Origin of the sequence: Pseudomonas piscis (genome assembly GCF_009380155.1) — a bacterium.
In the GTDB taxonomy this organism is placed as follows: domain Bacteria; phylum Pseudomonadota; class Gammaproteobacteria; order Pseudomonadales; family Pseudomonadaceae; genus Aquipseudomonas; species Aquipseudomonas piscis.
Genome location: NZ_WHUV01000003.1, coordinates 119,476 through 141,895, shown reverse-complemented (window position 1 = coordinate 141,895; position 22,420 = coordinate 119,476). Strand labels below are relative to the sequence as shown.

Sequence of the window (22,420 nt, the reverse complement as noted above, 5' to 3'; positions counted from 1 at the left end):
AGTTAAAGTAATTTATTAAGAGTAAGATTTTTTCGGTATTACAAAAACGCTTCTGCTATTGAATCAAGCAGGGAAGGAAGGGGGTGGAGAGTCGATCTGTAAGCCGGGTTCTGTCGAGGACAGTCATTCCTCTACGATGGCCATCACTGGACATCTTTAGCAACCTACCCGGTTCCAGCGCGGGCCACGCCTTGGAACCCTATTTGGTCTTGCTCCGAGTGGGGTTTACCTAGCCACGAACTGTTACCAGACGTGCGGTGCGCTCTTACCGCACCTTTTCACCCTTACCGGCACCGAAGTGCTTAGGCGGTTATTTTCTGTGGCACTTTCCGTAGGCTCACGCCCCCCAGGCATTACCTGGCACTCCGCCCTATGGAGCCCGGACTTTCCTCCCCCCTCTAATTTTCATAGAGGGCAGCGACTGTCCAATCGACTCTCCGCCGCGCAGGTTAACGGCAGAGCGGTCTCAGGACAAGCGATAAAAGCCTTTGGCCACCCTGCTCCGCTATTTATTGCTCTTTCTGCTTTTCCAGGGCGAGCTGATACAACACGTTCTTGCGCTCGCCAGTGATCTCTGCAGCCAGTGCCGCCGCTCTTTTGAGCGGCATCTCCTTGAGCAACAGGTCCAGAATTCGCATCGTCTCGCTGCTGACGGCCTCATCACCCTGCGGAGCAGTCCACCCCGCCACCAAAACCACACACTCCCCACGCTGCTGGTTGGAATCGGATTCGACGAACCGACGCAATTCGACCAACGGCAACCCCTTGAGGGTTTCGAAAGTCTTGGTCAGCTCACGAGCCAGCAACGCCGGGCGATCACCACCGAACACCGCCTCCATATCCTGTAGGCATTCGAGAATGCGATGGGGGGCCTCATAGAAAATCAGCGTACGCGGCTCTTCGCGGACCTGCTCCAGGCGCGCTCGGCGCCCACTGGCCTTGGCCGGCAGGAAACCCTCGAAGATGAAACGATCCGAAGGCAGTCCTGCGGCGGATAGCGCCGCTATCAGCGCACACGGCCCGGGCACCGGGACGACATTGATTCCCGCGGCCCGGGCTTGGCGCACCAGGTGATAGCCGGGGTCGGAGATCAGCGGCGTGCCGGCATCGGAAATAAGCGCGACATCATCACCCGCCAGTAGACGAGTAATGAAACGACTACCCTCATCACGCTCATTGTGCTCGTGACAAGCGGCCAAGGGGGTGGAAATGCCAAAGTGCTGCATCAGGCGCTGGGAGTGCCGGGTATCCTCAGCGGCAATCAGGGACACCTCGCGCAACAACTTCAAGGCCCGGGCACTTATATCGTCCAGGTTGCCGATAGGCGTCGCCACCACATAAAGCGAGCCGGCAACGGAATTCATGGAACCTGGAGCAGTCAAAGCGCACACCTCGCGATCAGCAAAAGCGCCATTGTACGCACTGGAGGCTGATCAATGCGTATCGCGTTCACTCAAGCGCACCTGACACAGCAACATCTGCATTCGCTAAATAGACGGTTTATCGCCAGCAACATCGCGCCCCGGCCAGTGCTTGGGTACAATTCAACGTTCATTTGATCGAGTATCAGGAACACTTACATGATCGCTTGCCTGCGGCTGTTTATCGCCCTCTGCCTGGCTACCCTTCTGGTGGCTTGCGCCAGCTCGCCCTCCTCCAGCCTTGGCGAACTTCCACGGACACCGGATGCCAGCATCGAGCAACTGCTCGAAGAGGCCGCCACCAGCAAAAACCCCGACAAAGCCGCCCTATTACGCCTGAGCGCCGCCGACCTGGCCTACCGCCAAGGCAATGCCGGACGCGCCGGACAGATCCTGCAGCAAGTCCAACTGGACCAGCTCAAGCCTGCCCAGCAGATTTTCGCCAGTACCCTCGCGGCGGAACTGGCCATGACGCGCAACCAGCCCAAGGCTGCGTTGACGGCCCTGGGCCATCCGAGCCTGCAACACCTTGGTGAGCTTCCCGCCGCCCAGCAGGTACGCACCCTGAGCGTCCACGCCCGCGCCCTGGAGGCCGATGGCCAGACCCTGGCGGCAGCCAAGGAGCGGATTACCCTGGCCCCCCTGCTCAAGGATGACGCTGCGGCTAAAAACCACGAAGCCATCTGGTCCCTGATCGCCGCCCTGCCTACCGACCAACTGCAACCTGCCGGAAACGACGACCTGAGCGGCTGGCTGAGCCTGGCCCTGGTAATCAAGACCGCAGGCACCCTGGAACAGCAGCAAGCCGCCATCGACAACTGGCGCACCCAGAATCCGAAACACCCGGCAGCAGTTCAATTGCCACAACCACTGGTCAAGCTCAAGGAACTGGCCAGCCAGCCCGTTTCGAAAATCGCCCTGCTGCTACCGCAGGAAGGCCCGCTGGCAGCAGTTTCCAAGGCCCTGCGCGAAGGTTTCATGGCCGCCCACTACCAGGCACAACAAGCCGGGCAAAAACCACCCAGCATCGAGTTCTATGACAGCTCGCGCCTGAAGTCCCTGGATGAGTTCTATCGCAAGGCCCAAGCCGACGGCGTACAACTGGTGGTTGGCCCCCTGGAAAAGCCACTGGTCAAGCAACTGGCCGCCAGTCCACAACTGCCCATCACCACTCTGGCCCTGAACTACAGCGAAGGCGAACAAGCTCCTGCACAGCTGTTCCAATTCGGCCTGGCCGCCGAAGATGAAGCTCGCGAAGCTTCTCGGCGTGCCCGCGCCGACGGCCTGCATCGCGCCGCGGCACTGGTACCCAAGAGCGAATGGGGCGATCGTGTATTCAAGGCTTTCCGCCAGGACTGGGAAAGCAACGGCGGCAGCGTACTGGCCATCGAGCGAATCGACCAACCTGTAGCCCTGGCCCAGCAAATTGCCAACCTGTTCCAGTTGCGCCAAAGCGAAGCTCGTGCCAAGAGCCTGCAGAGCACCGTTGGCAGCCAGGTGGCTGCCCAGCCGTCGCGTCGCCAGGATATCGAGTTCATTTTCCTCGCATCCACTCCGCAACAGGCCCAGCAGATCAAGCCGACCTTGAATTTCCAGTACGCCGGTGACGTTCCTGTCTACGCCATCTCCAACGTCTTCAGCGCCAGTGGCGACCAGAACCAGTACAACGACATGAACGGCATCATGTTCTGCGAGACGCCATGGCTGCTGGACGCAAACGGCACAATGCGGCGCCAGGTCACCGCCCAATGGCCGCAGGCCGGCGGCAGCCTTGGCCGCCTGTACGCCATGGGTGTCGACGCCTACCACCTGGCCCCGCGCCTGGGTCAGCTCAAGGCCTTGCCTGACACCCGCATCGACGGCGAGTCCGGCAGCCTGGGCATGGCCGCCGGCCAGCGGATCGAGCGCCAACTGCCATGGGCCAAGTTCGTCAGCGGCCAGGTCACTCGCCTGCCCGATACTCCGCGCTGATGCACCCCGGATCACGCCAGCAAAGCGGAAGAGATGCCGAAAGCCTTGCGCTTCGGCATCTCCAACAGCAGGGCCTGCGCCTGGTGGCGCAGAACTGGCTGTGCAAGCGCGGCGAGCTTGATCTGGTCATGCTTGACGGCGATACAGTAGTATTCGTCGAAGTCCGCTACAGACAACACACACAATGGGGTGGCGCTCTGGGCAGTATCGATGGGCGCAAGCGCCAAAAACTGATCCTTGCCGCGCAGTTCTTTCTGCAAAGCGAATCACGTTGGTCCAACCACCCCTGTCGCTTCGACGTGGTCGCCATTGACGGCACCCCGGGCCCCCAGGCCCAGTTGAACTGGCTACGCAACGCCTTTGACGGCTGAAAGACGCCTGCAGGCCGCGCCACTTCCACCCAATTTCTTTGCTCTTTGCACTGCGGGCTGCACATTCACGTGCCACCAAGCCCAGCTACTTAAGGTCACACAGATGGACATGCAATCCCGAATTCGCCAGCTTTTCCAGGCCAGCATCGACACCAAGCAACAGGCGATGGACGTACTTGCACCGCACATCGAGCAAGCCAGCCAGGTCATGGTCAACGCCCTGCTCAACGAAGGAAAGATGCTTGCCTGTGGCAATGGCGGCTCAGCCGGCGACGCCCAGCACTTCTCCTCGGAGCTGCTCAATCGTTTCGAGCGTGAGCGGCCCAGCCTGCCTGCCATAGCACTGACCACCGACAGTTCGACCATCACCTCGATCGCCAACGACTACAGCTACAACGAAGTCTTCTCCAAGCAGATCCGCGCCCTGGGACAGCCTGGCGACGTTCTGCTGGCCATCTCCACCAGCGGCAACTCGGCGAACATCATCCAGGCGATCCAGGCCGCACATGATCGCGAAATGATTGTCGTAGCATTGACCGGTCGCGACGGCGGTGGCATGGCCTCCCTGCTACTGCCTGAAGACGTGGAGATTCGTGTACCGGCCACCGTTACCGCACGCATCCAAGAAGTCCACCTGCTGGCGATCCACTGTCTCTGCGACCTGATCGACAGCCAATTGTTCGGGAGTGAAGAATGACCCCTAATCGCCTCGGCCTCCTGGCCCTGACCCTGTGCCTGAGCCTCACTGGCTGCAGCTCGGTGATTACCGCCACCCGCGACAAACCCATCGACGACGACCGCGGCACCCGCACCTTCGGCAGCAAGATCGACGACTCCCTGATCGAAACCAAGGTCGCCGTGAACGTCGCCAAGGCCAACCCGGACCTGGAAAACAACTCGCACATCGTGGTTACCAGCTTCAACGGCGTAGTGCTGCTGGCCGGCCAGACCCCGCGCCCGGACCTCAAGGCAACGGCCGAACAAGCCGCCAGCGAAGTACAACGCGTCAAGAAGGTGCACAACGAGCTGCAAGTACTGCCTCCTTCCGGGTTCCTGGCCCGGCAGAACGACAGCTGGCTGACCACCAAGATCAAGACCCAGATGCTCGCCGATGCCAACGTCCCAGCCTCACGTATCAAGGTGGTGACCGAGAACGGCATCGTCTACATGCTGGGATTGCTGACCAAGCAGGAAGCGGCCCAGGCAACGAACCTCGTGCAGGGCGTCTCGGGCGTGCAGAAGATCGTCAAGCTGTTCGAGTACATCGACTAAGCCTGCCCACAGGCACAAAAAAGGCGATCCCCTCGGATCGCCTTTTTTATTACTTGACCACCTTCAAGCTTGGCCTGCCACTTGGGCGCGGCGGCTCACTGTCTGGCGGCGGCATATCGTCATCCGGCTCGACATCCTCCTCGTCATCCAGAGGAGACTCCAGGTCGAAAACCATGCCTTGGCCATTCTCCCGGGCATAGATTCCCAGAATCGCGCCAACCGGCACAAACAAGCTATGAGGCACGCCACCAAAGCGCCCTTCAAAGGTGACTGCGTCGTTATCCATGTGCAGATGACGCACGGCACTGGGAGAAATATTCAGGACGATCTGTCCATCACTGGCAAACCCCTGAGGCACCTGCACCGCTGGATAATCGGAGTTGACCAGCAAATGCGGGGTGCAATCATTGTCCACAATCCACTCATAGAGCGCGCGGACCAGATAAGGTCGACTGGAGTTCATAACGGCTCCTTAAGCCTTAGCGCATGTCGCGTTCGACACCAGACAGACTTGCCTGGAAAGCCTCACGCGCAAATTGGCGCTCCATATAATCGAGCAACGGCTTGGCTTGCCGCGGCAGTTCAATACCCAGGACCGGCAACCTCCAGAGTATGGGCAGTAGGCAGCAATCCACCAGGCTTTGTTCCTCGCTGAGGAAGAACGGCTTGTCGGCGAACAGCGGAGAAACACCGGTCAGGCTTTCCCGCAGCTCCTTGCGCGCCTGCGCACGCACCGCATCCTTGGTCCGCGAATCGAGTATCAGATCCACGTGCCCGCACCAGTCACGCTGGATCCGATGCATCAGCAAGCGACTGTTGGCTCGAGCTACAGGATAGACCGGCAGCAATGGTGGATGTGGATAACGCTCATCCAGGTATTCCATCACTACGCTCGACTCCCACAGCGCAAGATCACGATCGACCAGCGTAGGCAAGCTCCCGTAGGGATTCACTTCGATCAGCTTCGGCGGCTGACGGCCCGCCTCCACACTGATGATCTCGGCGCTGACACCTTTCTCCGCAAGTACAATGCGCACCCGATGGGAATAGTGGTCGGCGGGGTCGGAGTAACAGGCCAACCGATTGGTCACGCCCATGGCGATCCTCCTCGCGTGTTGAAATTATCGAAAGCAGAAAAAACGAACGCGCCCTGAGGGCGCCTCTGGTAACCCCCGAATGATACAGGGTTGTTACAGCTTCAGAGACGCCCTTGGGCGCGCACGTTCAACAACTGATGCTTAAAACGCTATCAATGCACATCTTTCCAGTATTCGCGCTTGAGCAGATAGGCGAATACGAAGAAGAAGGCCAGGTACAGCAGCACGTAGGTACCGATACGCTGGTGCTGCAGCTTGACCGGGTTGGCCGAGTAGGCCAGGAAAGTCACCAGGTTCTTGACCTTCTCATCGAATTGCGCCTCGTTGAGGGTCCCGGTGTTTTCCTTGACGGTCAACTGATCGCAAGCCTCGTGGGTCAGCGGAGTGCCGGTCAGCGGGTCGAACTGCTTCTTGCCGTCTTCGACAATCTGCACCTGCTTGCAACCGATCACCTGACGACCCTGAAGCCCGACCAGAACGTTAGGCATACCCACGTTCGGGAATACCTTGTTGTTCACACCCCAAGGGCGTGCCGGATCTTCGTAGAAGGACTTCAGGTAGCCATACAGCCAATCGGTACCACGAACGCGGGCCACCAGGGTCAGGTCTGGCGGAGCAGCACCGAACCAGGTCTTGGCGTCGGCTGGCTGCATGCCGATGTTCATGTGGTCACCGATCTTCGCACCGGTGAAGACCAGCTTGCTCATCATCAGGTCATGAGGGATGCCAAGATCATCGGCAACCCGCTCGTACCGCTGGAACTTGGCGCTGTGGCAGCCCATGCAATAGTTGGCAAAGGTACGCGCACCGTCCTGCATTGCAGCCTTGTCGGTCAGGTCGATATCGACCTTTTCCAACTCAGGACCACCGTGCTCGGCTGCGAAAGACAATACAGGCATAGCAGCAAGAATCAGTACAGCAAATAGCTTTTTCATCAGCCAGTCACCCTTTCCGGAACCGGTTTGGTCTTCTCGAGCCTGGTGTAGAACGGCATCAGAATGAAGTAGGCGAAGTACAGGAAGGTACATACCTGCGACAGCAACGTACGACCCGGAGTCGGCGCCAGTACGCCCAGCACGCCCAGGATCACGAAGGAGATGCAGAACACCAGCAGCCAGATCTTGCTCAGCCAGCCTTTGTAGCGCATGGACTTGACCGGGCTGCGGTCAAGCCATGGCAGCACGAACAGCACGGCAATCGCAGCACCCATGGCGATAACGCCCATGAGCTTGTCCGGCACCGCACGCAGGATTGCGTAGAACGGAGTGAAGTACCAAACCGGGGCAATATGCTCAGGCGTCTTGAACGGGTTGGCCTGTTCGAAGTTCGGCTTCTCGAGGAAATAACCACCCATTTCCGGGAAGAAGAACACGATCGAGCAGAAGATGAACAGGAACACCACTACGCCGACGATATCTTTCACGGTGTAGTACGGATGGAATGCGATGCCGTCGAGCGGTACGCCGTTTTCATCCTTATGCTTCTTGATATCGACGCCATCCGGGTTGTTCGAACCCACTTCGTGCAGTGCCAGGATGTGCAGCACCACAAGCCCCAGGATCACGATAGGCAAGGCCACGACGTGCAGGGCGAAGAAGCGGTTGAGGGTAATGCCGGAGATCAGGTAGTCACCGCGGATCCACTGGGTCAGGTCGTCGCCGATGACCGGGATGGCACCGAACAGCGAGATGATCACCTGGGCGCCCCAGTAGGACATCTGCCCCCATGGCAGCAGGTAGCCCATGAAGGCCTCTGCCATCAGCGCCAGGTAGATCAGCATGCCGAACAGCCACACCAGTTCACGAGGCTTCTGGTAGGAACCGTAGAGCAGGCCACGGAACATATGCAGGTAGACCACGATGAAGAACGCCGAAGCGCCTGTGGAGTGCAGCAGACGCAAGATCGCGCCGTACTCGACGTCGCGCATGATGTATTCGACGGAAGCGAAGGCTTCTTCTGCCGAAGGGGTATAGCTCATGGTCAGCCAGACACCAGTAACGATCTGGTTGACCAGAACCAGCAGTGCCAGGGAACCAAAGAAATAGAAGAAGTTGAAGTTCTTCGGAGCGTAATACTTGCTCAGATGGTCTTCCCACATCTTGGTGGCGGGGAAGCGCGCATCTACCCAATCCATGAACTTGCTCATCACGCTTTCTCCGTGTCGACGCCAATGACGATGATGTCATCCGACTCATAGGAATGCGGGGGTACTGGCAGGTTCAATGGCGCGGGCTGCGACTTGTAGACACGACCAGCCAGATCGTAGTGGGAGCCGTGGCAAGGGCAGAAATAGCCACCTACCCAGTCCTTGCCCAGATCCGCAGGCGCCACTTCAGGACGGAAGGTAGGAGAACAACCCAAGTGGGTGCAAATACCGATCAACAGAAGAATCTCTGGTTTGATCGAACGCACTTCGGGGTCGACGTAGGTTGGTTGTACCGAGTTCTTGGAGTCAGGGTCAGACAGCTGGCCCTCGATCTTTTTAAGATTCCCCAGGATTTCCTCTGTACGGCGGACGATGAATACCGGTTGACCACGCCACTCAGCAACCATCTGCTGACCTGGGTCGATCTTGCTGATATTCACCTTCACCGGTGCACCTGCGGCTTTCGCCTTGGCACTGGGAAACCATGACCCCACGAACGGGACCGCAGCCCCCACCGCTCCAGCAGCACCCACCACGGATGTGGCTGCCACCAAGAAGCGACGCCGGCCTGCATTCACGCCGTCATTGCTCATTCAGTCCTCTCCCATCAGCTTTGTGGCCTGTTAAATCAGGCATCTACTAAGTAAAAATCTGAACTTATAAAAATTTTGCCGAATGGTAATGAAAACCCCCAATTCTGACAAGGTAATTACCAGGCGGACTCTGCGCCAGGCCTTGTAGTATAGGGCCTCCACGGATGTGGCAAGTTGTCACACGGCAAATTTTGAGCAATAAAAAACGCCCAGCTCCAAAGGAGGCTGGGCGTTTTTTTGAACGCAGTAGCGAATTAACGCTTGGAGTATTGCGGACGCTTACGCGCTTTACGCAGACCCACTTTCTTACGTTCAACTTCACGTGCGTCACGGGTTACGTAGCCGGCTTTACGCAGGGCGCTGCGCAGAGTCTCGTCGTAATCCATCAGGGCGCGAGTGATACCGTGGCGGATTGCGCCAGCCTGGCCACTTACACCACCGCCGATAACGGTAACGTAGATATCGAACTTCTCAACGGTCTCGGTCAGTTCCAGCGGCTGACGAACTACCATGCGGGCAGTTTCGCGACCGAAGAAGCTATCCAGGGAACGGTTGTTGATGGAGATATTGCCAGTGCCCGGACGCAGGAATACGCGTGCGGTTGCAGTCTTGCGACGGCCAGTGCCGTAATTTTGAGTCGCCGACATAATGAACTATTCCGTTAAATCTTCAGTTCTTGGGGCTGCTGAGCAGTATGAGGGTGAGCAGCGCCCGCATATACTTTCAGCTTACGGTACATGTCGCGACCCAGCGGGTTCTTAGGCAGCATGCCTTTTACCGCGGTCTCGATCACGCGCTCAGGGGCTTTAGCGATCAGCTTCTCGAAGTTGATCGACTTGATGCCGCCCGGGAAACCGGAGTGGGAGTAGTACATTTTGTCAGTGGTTTTAGCACCAGTAACACGTACCTGCTCGGCATTGATCACGACGATGTAGTCGCCGGTGTCAACGTGAGGAGTGTACTCAGGCTTGTGCTTGCCACGCAGACGGCTCGCGATTTCGGTAGCCAGACGACCCAGGGTCTGGCCAGCGGCGTCGATGACGAACCAATCGCGCTTTACTGTTTCCGGTTTAGCAGTAAAAGTTTTCATTCTTTATAGCCTCAGGGGCCGCCCAGCAAAATAGACGGCGGATCTTACTGAATAGTGCTTACTTTGACAAGGTCAAAGGCAGCCGAATACAGACGCTTTCGGGGGCTCGGGTCAGCGCGTCTGGCATGCGGCAAGAATCTTCGGCAGGCGGGGCATCACTTCCACCGCAGAAAGAGCTGCAGAATTATCCAGATTGCGAAAAAAAATTCAACCTGCTTTTATGATTGTTTTACCGAGGAAGTACCCATGGACTACCGCCAACTGGGCCGGACCGATCTGAAAGTGAGCGCCATCTGCCTGGGCACCATGACCTGGGGCGAACAGAACACCGAGGCCGAGGCCTTCGCCCAGATCGAGCGGGCCAAGCAGGCCGGGATCAACTTCATCGATACTGCCGAGATGTACCCGGTGCCACCCAAGGCCGAGACCTACGCCACCACCGAGCGCTACATCGGCAATTGGTTCAAGCAGCGCGGGGACCGTGCCGACTGGATCCTGGCCAGCAAGATCGCCGGCCCGGGCAACACCATCGACTACATCCGCGACAAGCAGCTCAAGCACAACCGCAAGCACATAGTCGAGGCCGTGGATGCCAGCCTCAAGCGCCTGCAAACCGACTGGATCGACCTCTACCAGTTGCACTGGCCGGAACGCAGCACCAACTTCTTCGGCCAGCTCGGCTACAAGCACAAGGCAGACGAAGACTTCACCCCGCTGGAGGAAACCCTCGAAGCTCTGGACGAACAGGTCAGGGCCGGGAAGATCCGCCATATCGGCCTGTCCAACGAAACTCCGTGGGGCACCATGAAGTTCCTGGCCCTGGCCGAGAGCCGTGGCTGGCCACGGGCGGTGTCGATCCAGAACCCCTATAACCTGCTCAACCGCAGCTTTGAAGTGGGCCTGGCGGAAATCGCCATCCGTGAACAGTGCGGCTTGCTGGCCTACTCACCCCTGGCCTTCGGCTTCCTGTCCGGCAAGTACGAAGATGGCGCCCGCCCCGCCAAGGCCCGCCTGAGCCTCTACAGCCGCTTCAGCCGTTACTTCAATCCGCAGTCGGAAGCCGCTTGCAGCCGCTACGTGGCGCTGGCTCGCGAACACGGCCTGGACCCGGCGCAAATGGCCCTGGCTTTCGTGACCCAACAACCCTTCGTGACCAGCAACATCATCGGCGCCACCACCCTGGAGCAACTGGACAGCAACATCGCCAGCGCCGGGCTGAAGTTGTCGGAAGAAGTCCTGGCCGGGATCGAGGCCATCCACAAGGACCAGCCCAACCCTGCCCCATAAGCAGCCCGCCGTTCCGCTTGCCGGCCAACAGGTAACCGCCCCGTTCGCCGGCAAGCGCTCCACCCGCCTTATAGAGAACGGGCGATGATTTCCTTCATGATCTCGTTGGTCCCGGCGTAGATCCGCTGCACCCGGGAGTCGGCCCACGCCCGGGCAATCGGGTACTCCCACATGAAGCCGTAGCCGCCATGCAGCTGCACGCACTCATCCAGGACCTTGCACTGCAGGTCGGTTCCCCAGTACTTGGCCATGGCCGCCGTCGGTACGTCGAGCTTGCCCTTCAGGTGCAGCTCCAGGCAGCGATCGACGAACACCCGGCCAATCTGGATTTGCGTAGCCATCTCCGCCAGCTTGAACCGGCTGTTCTGGAAGTCGGCGATCGCCTTGCCGAAGGCTTTGCGCTCGCGGGTGTAGTCCAGGGTCCATTTCAACGCCGCCTCGGCACTGGCCAGGCCACCGATGGCCACGCTCAGGCGCTCCTGGGGCAGTTCCTGCATCAGGTAGACGAAACCCATCCCGGCCTGGCCCAGGAGGTTCTCCTTGGGCACTCGTACATCCTGGAAGAACAGTTCCGAGGTGTCCTGGGCCTTCATACCGACCTTTTCCAGGCGCTTGCCCTTGGTGAAGCCCGGCGAATCGGCTTCAACCAGGAACAGGCTGGTGCCCTTGGCCCCAGCCTTGGGATCGGTCTTGGCCACCACGATCACCAACTCCGCCAAGTAACCGTTGGTGATGAAGGTCTTGGAACCGTTGAGCACATACTCATCGCCGTCGAGCACTGCCGTGCTCTTCACGCCCTGCAAGTCGGACCCGGTTCCGGGCTCGGTCATGGCGATCGCCGTGACCAGCTCGCCCGAGACCATCCGCGGCAGGTATTTCTGCTTCAGCGCCTCACTACCGTAATGCAGGAGGTAGGGCGCGACGATATCCGAGTGCAGGGAGAAGCCAATGCCGCTCAAGCCCAGGCGGCTGACCTCCTCGATCACCACAGTGCTATACAGGAAGTCCGCCCCCAGCCCGCCGTACTCCTCGGGGATGTGCGAGCACAGCATCCCCGCCTCACCGGCCTTGCTCCACAACTTGCGGTCGATGTAGCCCTGCTTTTCCCATTCGCCATGGAAAGGCACCGCTTCTTTTTCAAGGAAGGTACGCACGCTGTCACGGAAGAGTTCGTGCTCGGAACTGAACAAGGTTCTGGGGATCATGCAGCCACCTGTGGTTGTCATTTATCGGGTCTGGCTGCCAGAGCCTAAGCCCAGCCACCGGCACGGGACACTGGACACATCCGACAAAAAATAAGACGATCCAGCCGTCTGGTGACCACTTTCCCCTATAAGAACAATCGAATTATGTCTAACCAAACTTCCACGCCCTTGCGGCGCGTCAGCATCCTGGCTATCGACCGGGTTTTCGCTTCCACCCTCATGCAAGCCAAGGATTTCTTCCACCTGGCCAGCCTGCGCTACGGCAAACAACTGGGCCATGGCCTGACGCCAGCCTTCGAGACCCGCCTGGTCAGCCCTGATGGCCAGCCGGTGCGCAGCTTCAGCGATGTGATCATGCCGGTGGATGGCCCACTGGGAGATGCCGACGTGATCATCCTCCCGGCCTTCTGGGACGACTTCGACACCCTGTGCCAGCGTTATCCCCAGATATTGCCCTGGTTATGCGCCCAGCACGCCCGTGGCGCCGTGCTATGCGGCGAGGCTACCGGGGTCTTCTGGCTGGCCGAGGCCGGGTTGCTCGATGGCAAGGAGGCCACCACCTACTGGCGCTTCTTCAACACCTTCAGCGAGCGCTTCCCCAAGGTCCAGCTCAACCAGGACAAGCACCTGACCGACGCCGACAACCTCTACTGCGCCAGCGGCACCACCTCGGCCTGCGACCTCTACATCTACCTCATCGAGCGCTTCTGTGGCGCCAGCGTGGCCCAGGCCGTAGCCCGGGACATCCTCTATGAGGTCCAGCGCAGCTACGCTCCGGGACGCATGGGTTTTGGCGGCCAGAAGCTGCATCAGGACGTGATCATCCTGCAGATCCAGCATTGGCTCGAAGAACACTTCGCCGACAAGTTCCGCTTCGAGGACGTCGCCCGCGAGCATGGCATGAGCATCCGCAACTTCATGCGGCGCTTCCAGACCGCCACCGGCGACAAGCCCCTGCACTACTTGCAGCGCCTGCGGATCGAAACCGCAAAAGGCCTGCTGTCAGGCACACGCAAGAGTATCAAGACCATCAGCTACGAAGTCGGCTATGACGACGCCAGCTTCTTCGCCCGACTGTTTCGCCAGCACACCGAGCTTTCCCCCAACCAGTACCGCCAGCAGTTCCAGCAACTGGCGGCATGAAAAAAGGGCCTGCATTGCAGGCCCTTTTTCATTGAGTCGGGATTTACGGCTTGTGCGCCCGCGACAGGAACTCGTGGGACTGCATCTCCAGCAAACGGCTGAGGGTCCGCTGGAACTCGAACGTCAGCCGGCCACCGGTATAGAGATCCTTGAGCTCCACCTCGGCGGAGATGATCAGCTTGACGTTACGGTCGTAGAACTCGTCGACCATGTTGATGAAACGCCGGGCGATGTCATCGGTGGCGACCCCCATCTGCTCCACGCCGCTGAGCAGCACCGCGTGGAAGATCTTGCCCAGCTCGATGTAGTCGTTCTGGCTGCGTGGGCCGTCGCACAACTCGCGGAATTCGAACCAGGCCACATCGTCACAGGTGCGCAGTGCACGGATCTCGCGGTTCTCGATGATCAGCACATCGTTTTCCACGGCCTGGGTGCACTCAGGCGTCAGCGCCCGGAAGCTCTTGCGCAAGCTCTCATGGGCCACTTCGTCCAATGGATAGTGGAACAACTCGGCCTGCTCCAGGTGACGCAGGCGATAATCGACACCACTGTCGACGTTGACGATTTCGGTGTTCTGCTTGATCAGGGCAATGGCCGGCAGGAAGCGGGCACGCTGCAAGCCATCCTTGTACAGGCCGTCGGGCACGATGTTGGAAGTGGCCACCAGGGTCACGCCGTTCTTGAACAATTCCTCCATCAGGGTGCCGAGAATCATCGCGTCAGTGATATCGGATACGAAAAATTCATCGAAACAGATCACCCGCGCCTCCTGGGAGAAACGCTTGGCGATGATGGTCAGCGGGTTCTTCTCGCCGCCCAGGGTCTTCATTTCCTCGTGGACGCGCTTCATGAATCGGTGGAAGTGCGTACGAACCTTTTCCTTGAAAGGCAAGGCTTCGAAGAAAGTGTCGACCAGGTAGGTCTTGCCGCGCCCCACGCCCCCCCAGAAATACAGGCCCTTGACCGGCGCCTGGTCTTTCTTGCCAAAGAGCTTGCCGAGCAGACCCGGCTTGTTGTGCTCGGCCGCGATCAGATCGTCATACAGGCGCTGCAGATGACGCACAGCGGTTTCCTGTGCAGCGTCATGAAAGAAATCCGGGCGTTTCAGATCTGCTTGGTATCGTTCTAGGGGCGTCATAATTCGTTAGCAAGGCAACAAAAACGGGCCGTCACTTTAGCGACGGCCCTAGGGAATGGCAATCAGCCCTTGGTCGGGAAGATTCCGCTCAATCCTGGGCCGGGGCCAAGGCGATCCGTACTTCTTCGATGGCTGCATCACGGGCAGCAGCGTCGGCAAAGACCGGGCTGTCAGCCACGCTGGCGCCGTCCAGCCAGATACTGAAGCTGTTGGCCTCGGCACGCAGGTCCAGCTCCTGGCCCGATTGCAACTGCTTGCTCGCCGCACCGGCAGCCTTGCCGTCGGCAAAGTTGCGCGACAGCAGCAGTTGCTCGCCATCGGCGGACAACAAGCGGAAGCGGAAGCTGCCATCGTCCTCGCGGAAGCTGACGATACGTGCAGCCTTGGCCGCCTTCTTCTTGGTGGTGGCCGCCACCTGGACCTGGTTTTCGAAGGAGCGCAGGCCTACCGCTTCGCGCAACTCGGCCAGGAATGGCGTCGCTACGCTACGGGCCTTGGCCGCTCCAGCCAGGAGGATGTCCTCCAGATCCGCCGGGCGGGCGATCAATTGGTGATAGCGCTCGCGGGCCTCGCCCAACTCGCCGTCCAGCAACTGGAACAGGCGGCTCTTGGCCTCGCCCCAGCCCAGGCCCTGCAGCAGTTCGCTACGGAACTCGGCGGCCTGCTCGGCAGTGGAGAACGCCTGGAACAGGGTGAACAAGTGGGAGTTGTCCGGATCCTTGGCCTCGCCCGGTGCCTTGGAGTCGGTGACGATCCGCGAGATCGCATCCTTCATGTCCTTGGCGCTGGTGAACAGCGGGATGGTGTTGTCATAGCTCTTGGACATCTTGCGACCGTCCAGGCCCGGCAAGGTGGCGACGCTTTCCTCGATCAGCGCTTCGGGCATGGCGAAGAACTCCTTGCCCTGGCCGAACAGGTGGTTGAAACGCTGGCCGATATCCCGGGCCATCTCCACGTGCTGGATCTGGTCGCGGCCCACCGGCACCTTGTGCGCGTTGAACATCAGGATGTCGGCGGCCATCAGCACCGGATAACTGTACAGACCCATGGTGACGCCGGCATCCGGGTCTTCACCGGCCTCGACGTTCTTGTCCACCGAGGCCTTGTAGGCGTGGGCACGATTGAGCAGGCCCTTGGCGGCGACACAGGTCAAGAGCCAAGTCAGTTGCGGGATTTCCGGGATGTCGGACTGGCGATAGAAGGTCACGCGCTCCACATCCAGGCCACCGGCCAGCCAGGTGGCGGCGATCTCCAGGCGCGAACGCTGGATGCGCAACGGATCATCGCACTTGATCAGGGCGTGATAGTCGGCCAGGAAATAGAAGGAATCGGCATTGCTATCGCGGCTGGCGAGGATCGCCGGGCGGATCGCCCCGGCATAGTTGCCCAGGTGCGGCGTGCCGGTGGTGGTGATGCCGGTGAGGATGCGCGTACGAGTAGTCATGGGTAATCGCTTATCAGACTGCAATCAATTCGAAAGTCGCGGCAGCACCAGATCCTTCAGATCGGTGAGCTTGCCATGAAAAAAGTGCCCACATTCTGCCACTTTCAGCAGCTCATGGGGACGAACCAGGGCCGCGGACCAGTCATAGACCGCCTGCGGATCGATGACCTCATCGGTCTCCGGCTGGATCAGGGTCAGCGGGCAGTCGTGGGGCAAGGTATCGGTATCGCGCAGGCGAGTCACCGCTGCGGCCACCATGAACAGGTGCTTGAGCCGTATATCCTGGGCCTCGAGGCGTCCACCGAGGCTCGCCGCGACGAAGCCGCCGAAGGAGAAGCCCAGCAGCGTCAGTGGCAGTTGTGGATGCTTGGCCCGCAGCCAGTGGGCCGCCGCCTCGGCATCGTCGACTTCACCCGTGCCCATGTCGTGACTGCCTTCGCTGGCCCCGACGCCACGGTAGTTGAAGCGCAGGGTGATCAGCCCGGCATCCCGTGCCGTGCGCTGCAAGGTGGAGACCACCTTGTTGAGCATGGTGCCGCCCTGTACCGGGTTCGGGTGGCAGATCAGGGCCACGCCGCGGGCGTCGGGCACCTCCAGATACAGGGCTTCCAGTTGGCCCACGGGGCCGGCAATCACTACAGGGGTTTCACGCATAAGCAAGGAAGGAACTCCGTGACCTCGAAGGGGGTCGACTCGTCTAGCAAATGGTCTGTGCCAATCTATTGCGAGTGAATCGCGGTATACAGCGCAGGTTCGAGCCGTTAACGTAAAGCAAAGCCGTTTATAGAGGAAGGACTCGTGGAACACTCGCTCTTAGTTTGGTTGTTGCCGACTCTTGCCCTGGTCGCGGGTGTCGCCATTGGATTCCTGGTCGCTCGCCTGCTGCCCAACGCCGCGCCTAACCGCACGCAGCGTCAGCTGGACGATATCCAGGAGCGTTTCGACAATTACCAGAACGAAGTGGTGACGCACTTCAACAGCACCGCCACCCTGGTGAAAAAACTCACCCAGAGCTATCAGGAAGTACAGGATCACCTGGCCGAAGGCGCCAATCGCCTGGCCCTGGACGAACTGACCCGCCAGCGCCTGCTGGCCGCCCTGCACTCCGAGTCGGTGCAGGCGCCACGTGAACGCCTGACCCCACCACGGGACCAGGAACCACCACGGGACTACGCGCCAAAGACGCCGAACGCCCCGGGCATGCTCGACGAGCAATATGGCCTGAAGAAGTAAGCGGCTACAGCCAGCCAACAAAAAGCCCGCCCGATCTTCATCGGGCGGGCTTTTTTATGCCTGCGGCTCAAGCCGGTTCGATCAGTAACCCTGCTGCTGGTAGGGCTGCTGATATTGCTGCTGGGCTGGCTGCTGGTACTGCTGGCCAGGGATTGCCTTGAGGTTGACCTCTACCCGACGGTTCTGGGCCCGCCCGTTGACGTCGGCGTTGCTGGCGATCGGATTGTCCGGGCCGGCACCACGCGAAGACAGGTTGGCGCCACTCACACCCTGGGAAGTCAGGTAGGTGGCCACGCTTTGCGCACGACGCTGGGACAGGTCCATGTTGTGCTGGCGGCTGCCGGTGCTATCGGTGTAGCCGACGATCTCGATCTGGTTCTGGTTGAACTCGCGCAGGGAGTTGGCCAGGTTGTTCAGCGGCTGATAGAAGCTTGGGGCGATGTTCGCCGAGTCGGTGGCGAAGGTGATATTGCCCGGCATGATCAGCTTGATCTGGTCACCCTGGCGCTGCACCTCGACTCCGGTATTGGCCATGCTGGCGCGCAGCTTCTTCTCCTGCTGGTCGGCGTAGTAGCCATAACCGGCAGCGGATGCACCGACTACCGCGGCGCCGATCAGCGCGCCCTTGCCACGGTTGTTGTGGCTGATCGCGGCACCGGCCAAGGCGCCGGCCAAGGCACCCAGGCCACCATATTTCGCAGTTTTGCTCATGCCCGACGAACCGCCGTCGGCCTGCCCCTGGTTGTCATAGGGGTTAGGCGAAGCGCAGCCGGATAACAAGGCCACAGCAGTAGCGACAACAATCAAACGACGCGAGGTGAACATGGAAAGCTCCTACATATGCATTCTGTAATGCAGAGGACGTTGGCAACGGACCTGTGCCGGCGTTGGAACACACAGAACGGCAAAAATTCCGTGGAACGCCGAGCAAAAACTCAAGCTCTCACGAACGGGTTCTGACGCATTTCATCGCCCAGCCGGGTGTCCGGACCGTGCCCGGCAACCACCGTGGCGTCTTCGTCGAGGGTATACAGACGCTGCTGGATCGAACGCACCAGGGTGGCCTGGTCGCCGCCCCACAGATCCGTGCGCCCGACCCCACGCTTGAACAAGGTGTCGCCGGTAATCAGAAGCTTAGCCTCGGAAAACCAAAAGCTCATGGAACCTGGAGTATGTCCCGGGGTATGCAGGGCCACGCCGCAGCCGCAGGCCAGCTCCTCATCGTCGCCCAACCAGCGGTCCGGGGCTGGTACTGGGGTATAGGGCACGCCGAACATGCTGCACTGCATCTCCAGGTTGTCCCAGAGGAACTGGTCATCCTTGTGCAGGTGCAAGGTGGCGCCGGTCTTTTCCTTCATCTGCCCGGAGGCCAGGAAATGATCCAGGTGAGCATGGGTGTGGATGATGCTGACCACCTTCAGGCCCAGGGCATCGAGGCGCGCCATGATCAAGTCCGGATTGCCGCCCGGATCGACGACTATGGCTTTCTTGGTCAGCGGGTCGCCGATGATGGTGCAGTTGCACTGCAACGGACCGACGGGGAAGGTCTCGCGGATGAGGCTGGGTTTGGCGGCGTCCATGGGAATGTCCAGAAAAAACGATGGAACATTCTGGCACAGGTGCCGCCACCGCTCACTCAGAACCCCAGCGGCAAGGTTTCCCCACCTTCCAGCGCCAGCAAGAACTGCTTGGCCTCGAGCCCCCCGGCAAAGCCGGTAAGGCTGCCCGAAGCCCCGATCACCCGGTGACAGGGAGTGACGATGGAAATCGGGTTGCGCCCATTGGCCGCGCCTACCGCACGCACCGCCTTGGGGCTGCCGATCTGCTGGGCGATCTGGCTGTAGCTGCGGGTTTCACCGAAGGGAATGGTCAATAGCGCCTGCCAGACCTTGCACTGGAACTCGGTACCGACGAAATCCAGTTCGAGCTCGAAACGCTTGCGCGTACCGGCGAAGTATTCCTGCAACTGGCGCTCGGTCTCCAGCAGTTGCGGGTGCTCGGGGGCTTGCTCGAGCGGGCCGAGGCGCACCCGGTTCTCGCGCTCCTGCTCCCAGAGAATCGCGGCCAGCTTCGCGCCCCTGGCGACCAGGGTCAGCTCGCCCACTGGGGAGGGAATGATCTTGAATGCACAGGACATGTCGGGGTCTCCTTCAATCCACCAAGGCAATCAGGCGGCCCCTTGCGGGGTTCGAGCCTGGATACGCCTTCACTGTAAATCTCGGTTCGAGCGCAAGAACTACGTTTCTTGCGCTCGAACTCGACGGAGAACCATACGCCCCCGGGCTAGTTATCGTCTTCGATCACGTAGCAGTTGTCACTGCTGCTGCGCTGGCCATAAGGGTCGACGATAAAGGCTCCACGCCCCTTGCCACACTCGAGCAGGTGCACGGGAGACAGCTCGCGCTGCTTATCGATCTGCGCATTGAAACGCATGATGTAGGCGCCCAGGGAAATCGAAACACAGAGAATCAACACCAGGCACAACACCAACTGATCGGTGTAGCTGGCGTCATCAGAATGCGCTGGCAACATAATCCGGACCTGCACGCTCGGCGCTCTGCCCAATCAGGAACCAGCTCAGCGGGCCACCCTCGCCCAGGCGCACCAAAGGCGCCTTGGAGGGCAGGACGGAGGCCATCAGGCCCAGAAGAATCAAGACCAGCAAGAGACCTCTGATTACCGAAGACAGGTTCATGGCAGCGCCACGCTCAAGAGAAGTAGGATTGCAGACTAGCGAGCCACGGGTTAACAGCAGGTAAACATCGGCGGAGCCCGAATGGAGTTCGCTATCCTTCGCACCAATGAGCGACACAGGCCCTGAGGGACACTCCCGTGCACATTAACCTGCTGCTGGTCGAGGACAATCTCGATCTAGCCAATACCGTCATCGAATACCTGGAAATCAGCGGCATCGTCTGCGATCACGCCAGCAATGGCCAGGCCGGACTCAACCTGGCCCTCAACCAGCATTACGACGTCATTCTCTTGGACATCATGCTGCCGCGCCTGGACGGCCAGCAGCTCTGCGCGCAACTGCGCCAGCAAGGCAGCCAGACCCCGATCCTGATGCTCACCTCCCTCGATGCCCTGCCGGACAAGCTGGCCAGCTTCGCCGCCGGTGCCGACGACTACCTGGTCAAGCCCTTCGAGCTGGCCGAACTGGTCGCCCGGATCCGCGCCCTGAGCCTACGCCGCAGTGGCCAGGCCAGCCGTTTGCAAGTGGCCGACCTGGTCATGGAGCTGAGTACTCGCAAGGTCAGTCGGGCCGGCCAGGAACTGCACCTGTCGCCGATTTGCTGGACCTTGCTGGAATGCCTGATGCGCGCCAGCCCAGAACCTGTCACCCGCGAACGCCTGGAAGCGACCATCTGGGGGGACGAACCGCCAGACAGCAACACGCTCAAGGTGCACATGCATCGGCTGCGCAAGACCGTGGACAAGTCCTTCGGCCAGCCGCTGATCCACACGCTCCCCGGCGTCGGCATACAGTTGAGGTCCCATGGGTAAGCGCCTGGCTCTGAAATGGGTGATCAGCGGCAGCTTCCTGTTGCTGATCGCCATCGTGTTGTTGATCTACAGCCTGTTGCTGCCCGAATACAGCGTGCGCGGCCTGCTCTATACCGCCAGCGCGATGATGGAAGAGGAGGCGCAGTATTTCTCCAGGCACTACGCCAAGGATCCGAACACGCCGCCACCGAGCAACTATTTCTATACCAGCGTCATCGGCAAGGAAGCATTGCCGGAGAAGATCCGCCACATGCTCGATACCCCGCCGAGCATGTCCTTCGGCGCGGTACAGGTGTTCGGCGACCTGGACTCCGACGACGAGGATGAAGGCCGGGCTGTCCTGGCCCAACCTCTGAGCGACGGCAAGACCCTGTACATGTACGACATCGATCATGACCAGGAGGAAGGCGGAGAGGTGGAAACCCCACGCTCCGATGCCTACCTGGATCATGAACTGCGTGGCGTCATCTTCATCAGCCTCGCGGTGTTCATACCGGCCCTGATCATCATCGCCCTGCTGGTCTGGTGGGTGGTTCGCCCCCTGGGACGACTGGCCCAGTGGTCCACCACCCTCAAGGACCCGGAAGCCGTGTCCGGCGAACGTCCGAATTTCGGATTCAAGGAGTTCAACATGTTGGCAGATGCCCTGGCCCAGAGCGTGCAACAAGTACAGGCCGCCAGCGTGCGCGAAGGTCGCCTGCTGCGCTACACCAGCCACGAACTGCGCACCCCGCTGGCGGTGCTCAAGGCCAACATCGAACTCCTGGCCCTGCAGTCCGGCGGGGTCTTGCCGCCGCCATTGCAAAGGATCGAACGCTCGGTGCTGAACATGCAGCGCATCGCCGAGACCCTGTTGTGGATGAGCCGCGAACTGCCCGAGCCCTTGCCCGAGGAGCCCATCGACATGAGCGGGCTGGTCAACGACCTGATCGAGGAACATCGATACCTGATCGGCACCCGGGATATCGAGCTGATCCTCGACATCAGCGACGAGCCTTGCCGCCTGCCACTCACGGCCTGCCGCATCGTGGTCGGCAACTTCCTGCGCAACGCCCTGCAGTACGCCGATGACGGCGTCGTCGAGATCAGCTTCGGCTACCCGCAACTGCGCCTGGTCAATCGCATCCGCGAAACCCTGCAAAGCGAGACCTCCAGTGACTTCGGCTACGGCCTGGGGCTGGAACTGATGCGCCAGCTATCGGCACGCCTGGGCTGGCACATCGAGGTGGTAGTCGAAGAACAGTGCTACATCGTCACCCTGGCATTCGAGCCCGCACCGGTCGCCGAGCAGCCACCTGCCGAAGAAGACGGCGAGGCCGGGCAACTGGCCTAGGCGGCCTCGGCAAGCGAGGAAAAACATGTTCGCAAGCGATGAAAAAGCTCGGTCGCCCAGGCCCTGTACAGCATCGCTTGTGGGTATCGTGGGCGCACGACAATCGCGCTCGGGAGGCCAGCCACCGGTCCTGCCCTCCCCTTGCGCCCCGGGCAAAGAACGAGGTTCG

The 22,420-nt window shown here is 60.2% G+C and carries 26 protein-coding genes and 1 other RNA gene; 9 read left to right on the top strand and 18 right to left on the bottom strand.

All coding sequences use genetic code 11. The annotated features are described in order from the left end of the window. Window positions 1–83: 83 nt before the first annotated feature. Window positions 84–437, bottom strand: an RNA gene (gene rnpB, locus GDH07_RS17490) — RNase P RNA component class A. Window positions 438–509: 72 nt separating this feature from the next. Beyond that, window positions 510–1,364 (bottom strand): 16S rRNA (cytidine(1402)-2'-O)-methyltransferase, encoded by an 855-nt coding sequence (gene rsmI / locus GDH07_RS17485; RefSeq protein ID WP_178124086.1) that lies wholly within the window; start codon window positions 1,362–1,364, stop codon window positions 510–512. A gap of 216 nt (window positions 1,365–1,580) precedes the next feature. On the opposite strand from rsmI, the gene GDH07_RS17480 reads away from it, so the two are divergent. The 4 genes from GDH07_RS17480 (at window position 1,581) to GDH07_RS17465 (ending at window position 5,035) form a co-directional block, all read left to right on the top strand. Then, window positions 1,581–3,392 (top strand): penicillin-binding protein activator, encoded by a 1,812-nt coding sequence (locus GDH07_RS17480; RefSeq protein WP_152898393.1) that lies wholly within the window; start codon window positions 1,581–1,583, stop codon window positions 3,390–3,392. Further along, entirely contained in the window at window positions 3,392–3,763 is a 372-nt protein-coding gene (locus GDH07_RS17475; protein ID WP_085066002.1) for a YraN family protein, read from the top strand. Before GDH07_RS17480 ends, GDH07_RS17475 begins: the two co-directional genes overlap by 1 nt. Window positions 3,764–3,866: 103 nt before the next feature. Further along, a complete protein-coding gene (locus GDH07_RS17470; RefSeq protein ID WP_022640815.1) occupies window positions 3,867–4,460 on the top strand; it encodes a phosphoheptose isomerase in 594 nt (197 codons plus the stop codon). Continuing rightward, window positions 4,457–5,035: a BON domain-containing protein gene (locus GDH07_RS17465; protein WP_022640816.1), complete on the top strand. Its 579-nt coding sequence runs from the start codon at window positions 4,457–4,459 to the stop codon at window positions 5,033–5,035. Before GDH07_RS17470 ends, GDH07_RS17465 begins: the two co-directional genes overlap by 4 nt. 49 nt (window positions 5,036–5,084) lie before the next feature. On the opposite strand, the gene GDH07_RS17460 is transcribed toward GDH07_RS17465, so the two are convergent. The 7 genes from GDH07_RS17460 to rplM form a co-directional block, all read right to left on the bottom strand. Next, entirely contained in the window at window positions 5,085–5,498 is a 414-nt protein-coding gene (locus GDH07_RS17460) for a ClpXP protease specificity-enhancing factor (protein WP_022640817.1), read from the bottom strand. Between the two features lie 16 nt (window positions 5,499–5,514). Continuing rightward, complete coding sequence (locus GDH07_RS17455) at window positions 5,515–6,132, bottom strand: glutathione S-transferase N-terminal domain-containing protein (RefSeq protein ID WP_022640818.1); 618 nt, start codon at window positions 6,130–6,132, stop codon at window positions 5,515–5,517. 152 nt (window positions 6,133–6,284) lie between these two features. After that, entirely contained in the window at window positions 6,285–7,067 is a 783-nt protein-coding gene (locus GDH07_RS17450; protein ID WP_031320478.1) for a cytochrome c1, read from the bottom strand. Beyond that, window positions 7,067–8,278, bottom strand: a complete 1,212-nt coding sequence (locus GDH07_RS17445) for a cytochrome b (protein ID WP_053131929.1) — start codon at window positions 8,276–8,278, stop codon at window positions 7,067–7,069. The genes GDH07_RS17450 and GDH07_RS17445 overlap by 1 nt, the downstream gene beginning before the upstream one ends. After that, window positions 8,278–8,871 (bottom strand): ubiquinol-cytochrome c reductase iron-sulfur subunit, encoded by a 594-nt coding sequence (petA, locus tag GDH07_RS17440; protein WP_031320479.1) that lies wholly within the window; start codon window positions 8,869–8,871, stop codon window positions 8,278–8,280. Before petA ends, GDH07_RS17445 begins: the two co-directional genes overlap by 1 nt. Before the next feature lie 254 nt (window positions 8,872–9,125). Next, window positions 9,126–9,518 (bottom strand): 30S ribosomal protein S9, encoded by a 393-nt coding sequence (rpsI, locus tag GDH07_RS17435; protein ID WP_022640821.1) that lies wholly within the window; start codon window positions 9,516–9,518, stop codon window positions 9,126–9,128. A gap of 14 nt (window positions 9,519–9,532) precedes the next feature. Then, window positions 9,533–9,961 (bottom strand): 50S ribosomal protein L13, encoded by a 429-nt coding sequence (gene rplM / locus GDH07_RS17430; protein WP_022640822.1) that lies wholly within the window; start codon window positions 9,959–9,961, stop codon window positions 9,533–9,535. Between the two features lie 246 nt (window positions 9,962–10,207). Here rplM and GDH07_RS17425 point away from each other — a divergent pair, with 246 nt between their 5' ends. Continuing rightward, window positions 10,208–11,248, top strand: a complete 1,041-nt coding sequence (locus tag GDH07_RS17425; protein ID WP_022640823.1) for an NADP(H)-dependent aldo-keto reductase — start codon at window positions 10,208–10,210, stop codon at window positions 11,246–11,248. A gap of 68 nt (window positions 11,249–11,316) precedes the next feature. On the opposite strand, the gene GDH07_RS17420 is transcribed toward GDH07_RS17425, so the two are convergent. Beyond that, a complete protein-coding gene (locus GDH07_RS17420) occupies window positions 11,317–12,453 on the bottom strand; it encodes an acyl-CoA dehydrogenase family protein (protein ID WP_152898392.1) in 1,137 nt (378 codons plus the stop codon). Window positions 12,454–12,696: 243 nt separating this feature from the next. Here GDH07_RS17420 and GDH07_RS17415 point away from each other — a divergent pair, with 243 nt between their 5' ends. Then, entirely contained in the window at window positions 12,697–13,596 is a 900-nt protein-coding gene (locus GDH07_RS17415) for a GlxA family transcriptional regulator (RefSeq protein ID WP_172681639.1), read from the top strand. A 43-nt stretch (window positions 13,597–13,639) separates the two neighbouring features. On the opposite strand, the gene zapE is transcribed toward GDH07_RS17415, so the two are convergent. The 3 genes from zapE to GDH07_RS17400 all read right to left on the bottom strand — a co-directional run bounded on the left by zapE (window position 13,640) and on the right by GDH07_RS17400 (window position 16,832). Then, window positions 13,640–14,734, bottom strand: coding sequence for a cell division protein ZapE (zapE, locus tag GDH07_RS17410; protein WP_152898391.1), 1,095 nt, complete (start codon window positions 14,732–14,734; stop codon window positions 13,640–13,642). 88 nt (window positions 14,735–14,822) lie between these two features. Beyond that, the gene (locus GDH07_RS17405) at window positions 14,823–16,178 is read right to left on the bottom strand and encodes a tryptophan--tRNA ligase (protein ID WP_152898390.1); all 1,356 of its coding nucleotides are present in this window, start codon (window positions 16,176–16,178) and stop codon (window positions 14,823–14,825) included. Window positions 16,179–16,202: 24 nt separating this feature from the next. Next, complete coding sequence (locus GDH07_RS17400) at window positions 16,203–16,832, bottom strand: alpha/beta hydrolase (RefSeq protein WP_103324052.1); 630 nt, start codon at window positions 16,830–16,832, stop codon at window positions 16,203–16,205. A 144-nt stretch (window positions 16,833–16,976) separates the two neighbouring features. Here GDH07_RS17400 and GDH07_RS17395 point away from each other — a divergent pair, with 144 nt between their 5' ends. Then, entirely contained in the window at window positions 16,977–17,411 is a 435-nt protein-coding gene (locus GDH07_RS17395) for a Z-ring associated ZapG family protein (protein ID WP_011063336.1), read from the top strand. An 81-nt stretch (window positions 17,412–17,492) separates the two neighbouring features. Here GDH07_RS17395 and GDH07_RS17390 read toward each other — a convergent pair whose 3' ends face one another. From GDH07_RS17390 to GDH07_RS17370, 5 genes are all read right to left on the bottom strand, one after another. Then, window positions 17,493–18,236 (bottom strand): YiaD family glycine zipper/OmpA-like lipoprotein, encoded by a 744-nt coding sequence (locus GDH07_RS17390; RefSeq protein ID WP_022640830.1) that lies wholly within the window; start codon window positions 18,234–18,236, stop codon window positions 17,493–17,495. Between the two features lie 110 nt (window positions 18,237–18,346). After that, window positions 18,347–18,991 (bottom strand): MBL fold metallo-hydrolase, encoded by a 645-nt coding sequence (locus GDH07_RS17385; protein ID WP_152898389.1) that lies wholly within the window; start codon window positions 18,989–18,991, stop codon window positions 18,347–18,349. 56 nt (window positions 18,992–19,047) lie between these two features. Continuing rightward, complete coding sequence (locus GDH07_RS17380; protein WP_022640846.1) at window positions 19,048–19,548, bottom strand: methylated-DNA--[protein]-cysteine S-methyltransferase; 501 nt, start codon at window positions 19,546–19,548, stop codon at window positions 19,048–19,050. A gap of 146 nt (window positions 19,549–19,694) precedes the next feature. Continuing rightward, a complete protein-coding gene (locus GDH07_RS17375) occupies window positions 19,695–19,943 on the bottom strand; it encodes a hypothetical protein (RefSeq protein WP_022640847.1) in 249 nt (82 codons plus the stop codon). Further along, a complete protein-coding gene (locus GDH07_RS17370) occupies window positions 19,924–20,106 on the bottom strand; it encodes a hypothetical protein (RefSeq protein ID WP_031320500.1) in 183 nt (60 codons plus the stop codon). The genes GDH07_RS17375 and GDH07_RS17370 overlap by 20 nt, the downstream gene beginning before the upstream one ends. A 137-nt stretch (window positions 20,107–20,243) precedes the next feature. Between GDH07_RS17370 and GDH07_RS17365 the strand changes: the two genes are divergently transcribed. Together GDH07_RS17365 and GDH07_RS17360 are read left to right on the top strand one after the other, a co-directional pair. Continuing rightward, entirely contained in the window at window positions 20,244–20,918 is a 675-nt protein-coding gene (locus GDH07_RS17365; protein ID WP_022640849.1) for a response regulator transcription factor, read from the top strand. Beyond that, window positions 20,911–22,251 carry a sensor histidine kinase gene (locus tag GDH07_RS17360; protein ID WP_152898387.1) on the top strand — a complete coding sequence of 447 codons (1,341 nt, stop codon included), beginning with the start codon at window positions 20,911–20,913 and terminating at the stop codon, window positions 22,249–22,251. The genes GDH07_RS17365 and GDH07_RS17360 overlap by 8 nt, the downstream gene beginning before the upstream one ends. The last annotated feature ends 169 nt before the right edge of the window (window positions 22,252–22,420 follow it).

What these genes read in the sequence shown, in the direction of transcription:
- rsmI (WP_178124086.1), bottom strand. Translation starts at nt 1,364, where the DNA reads ATGAATTCCGTTGCCGGCTCGCTTTATGTGGTGGCGACGCCTATCGGC.
- GDH07_RS17480 (WP_152898393.1), top strand. Translation starts at nt 1,581, where the DNA reads ATGATCGCTTGCCTGCGGCTGTTTATCGCCCTCTGCCTGGCTACCCTT.
- GDH07_RS17475 (WP_085066002.1), top strand. Translation starts at nt 3,392, where the DNA reads ATGCACCCCGGATCACGCCAGCAAAGCGGAAGAGATGCCGAAAGCCTT.
- GDH07_RS17470 (WP_022640815.1), top strand. Translation starts at nt 3,867, where the DNA reads ATGGACATGCAATCCCGAATTCGCCAGCTTTTCCAGGCCAGCATCGAC.
- GDH07_RS17465 (WP_022640816.1), top strand. Translation starts at nt 4,457, where the DNA reads ATGACCCCTAATCGCCTCGGCCTCCTGGCCCTGACCCTGTGCCTGAGC.
- GDH07_RS17460 (WP_022640817.1), bottom strand. Translation starts at nt 5,498, where the DNA reads ATGAACTCCAGTCGACCTTATCTGGTCCGCGCGCTCTATGAGTGGATT.
- GDH07_RS17455 (WP_022640818.1), bottom strand. Translation starts at nt 6,132, where the DNA reads ATGGGCGTGACCAATCGGTTGGCCTGTTACTCCGACCCCGCCGACCAC.
- GDH07_RS17450 (WP_031320478.1), bottom strand. Translation starts at nt 7,067, where the DNA reads ATGAAAAAGCTATTTGCTGTACTGATTCTTGCTGCTATGCCTGTATTG.
- GDH07_RS17445 (WP_053131929.1), bottom strand. Translation starts at nt 8,278, where the DNA reads ATGAGCAAGTTCATGGATTGGGTAGATGCGCGCTTCCCCGCCACCAAG.
- petA (WP_031320479.1), bottom strand. Translation starts at nt 8,871, where the DNA reads ATGAGCAATGACGGCGTGAATGCAGGCCGGCGTCGCTTCTTGGTGGCA.
- rpsI (WP_022640821.1), bottom strand. Translation starts at nt 9,518, where the DNA reads ATGTCGGCGACTCAAAATTACGGCACTGGCCGTCGCAAGACTGCAACC.
- rplM (WP_022640822.1), bottom strand. Translation starts at nt 9,961, where the DNA reads ATGAAAACTTTTACTGCTAAACCGGAAACAGTAAAGCGCGATTGGTTC.
- GDH07_RS17425 (WP_022640823.1), top strand. Translation starts at nt 10,208, where the DNA reads ATGGACTACCGCCAACTGGGCCGGACCGATCTGAAAGTGAGCGCCATC.
- GDH07_RS17420 (WP_152898392.1), bottom strand. Translation starts at nt 12,453, where the DNA reads ATGATCCCCAGAACCTTGTTCAGTTCCGAGCACGAACTCTTCCGTGAC.
- zapE (WP_152898391.1), bottom strand. Translation starts at nt 14,734, where the DNA reads ATGACGCCCCTAGAACGATACCAAGCAGATCTGAAACGCCCGGATTTC.
- GDH07_RS17405 (WP_152898390.1), bottom strand. Translation starts at nt 16,178, where the DNA reads ATGACTACTCGTACGCGCATCCTCACCGGCATCACCACCACCGGCACG.
- GDH07_RS17400 (WP_103324052.1), bottom strand. Translation starts at nt 16,832, where the DNA reads ATGCGTGAAACCCCTGTAGTGATTGCCGGCCCCGTGGGCCAACTGGAA.
- GDH07_RS17390 (WP_022640830.1), bottom strand. Translation starts at nt 18,236, where the DNA reads ATGTTCACCTCGCGTCGTTTGATTGTTGTCGCTACTGCTGTGGCCTTG.
- GDH07_RS17385 (WP_152898389.1), bottom strand. Translation starts at nt 18,991, where the DNA reads ATGGACGCCGCCAAACCCAGCCTCATCCGCGAGACCTTCCCCGTCGGT.
- GDH07_RS17380 (WP_022640846.1), bottom strand. Translation starts at nt 19,548, where the DNA reads ATGTCCTGTGCATTCAAGATCATTCCCTCCCCAGTGGGCGAGCTGACC.
- GDH07_RS17375 (WP_022640847.1), bottom strand. Translation starts at nt 19,943, where the DNA reads ATGTTGCCAGCGCATTCTGATGACGCCAGCTACACCGATCAGTTGGTG.
- GDH07_RS17370 (WP_031320500.1), bottom strand. Translation starts at nt 20,106, where the DNA reads ATGAACCTGTCTTCGGTAATCAGAGGTCTCTTGCTGGTCTTGATTCTT.
- GDH07_RS17360 (WP_152898387.1), top strand. Translation starts at nt 20,911, where the DNA reads ATGGGTAAGCGCCTGGCTCTGAAATGGGTGATCAGCGGCAGCTTCCTG.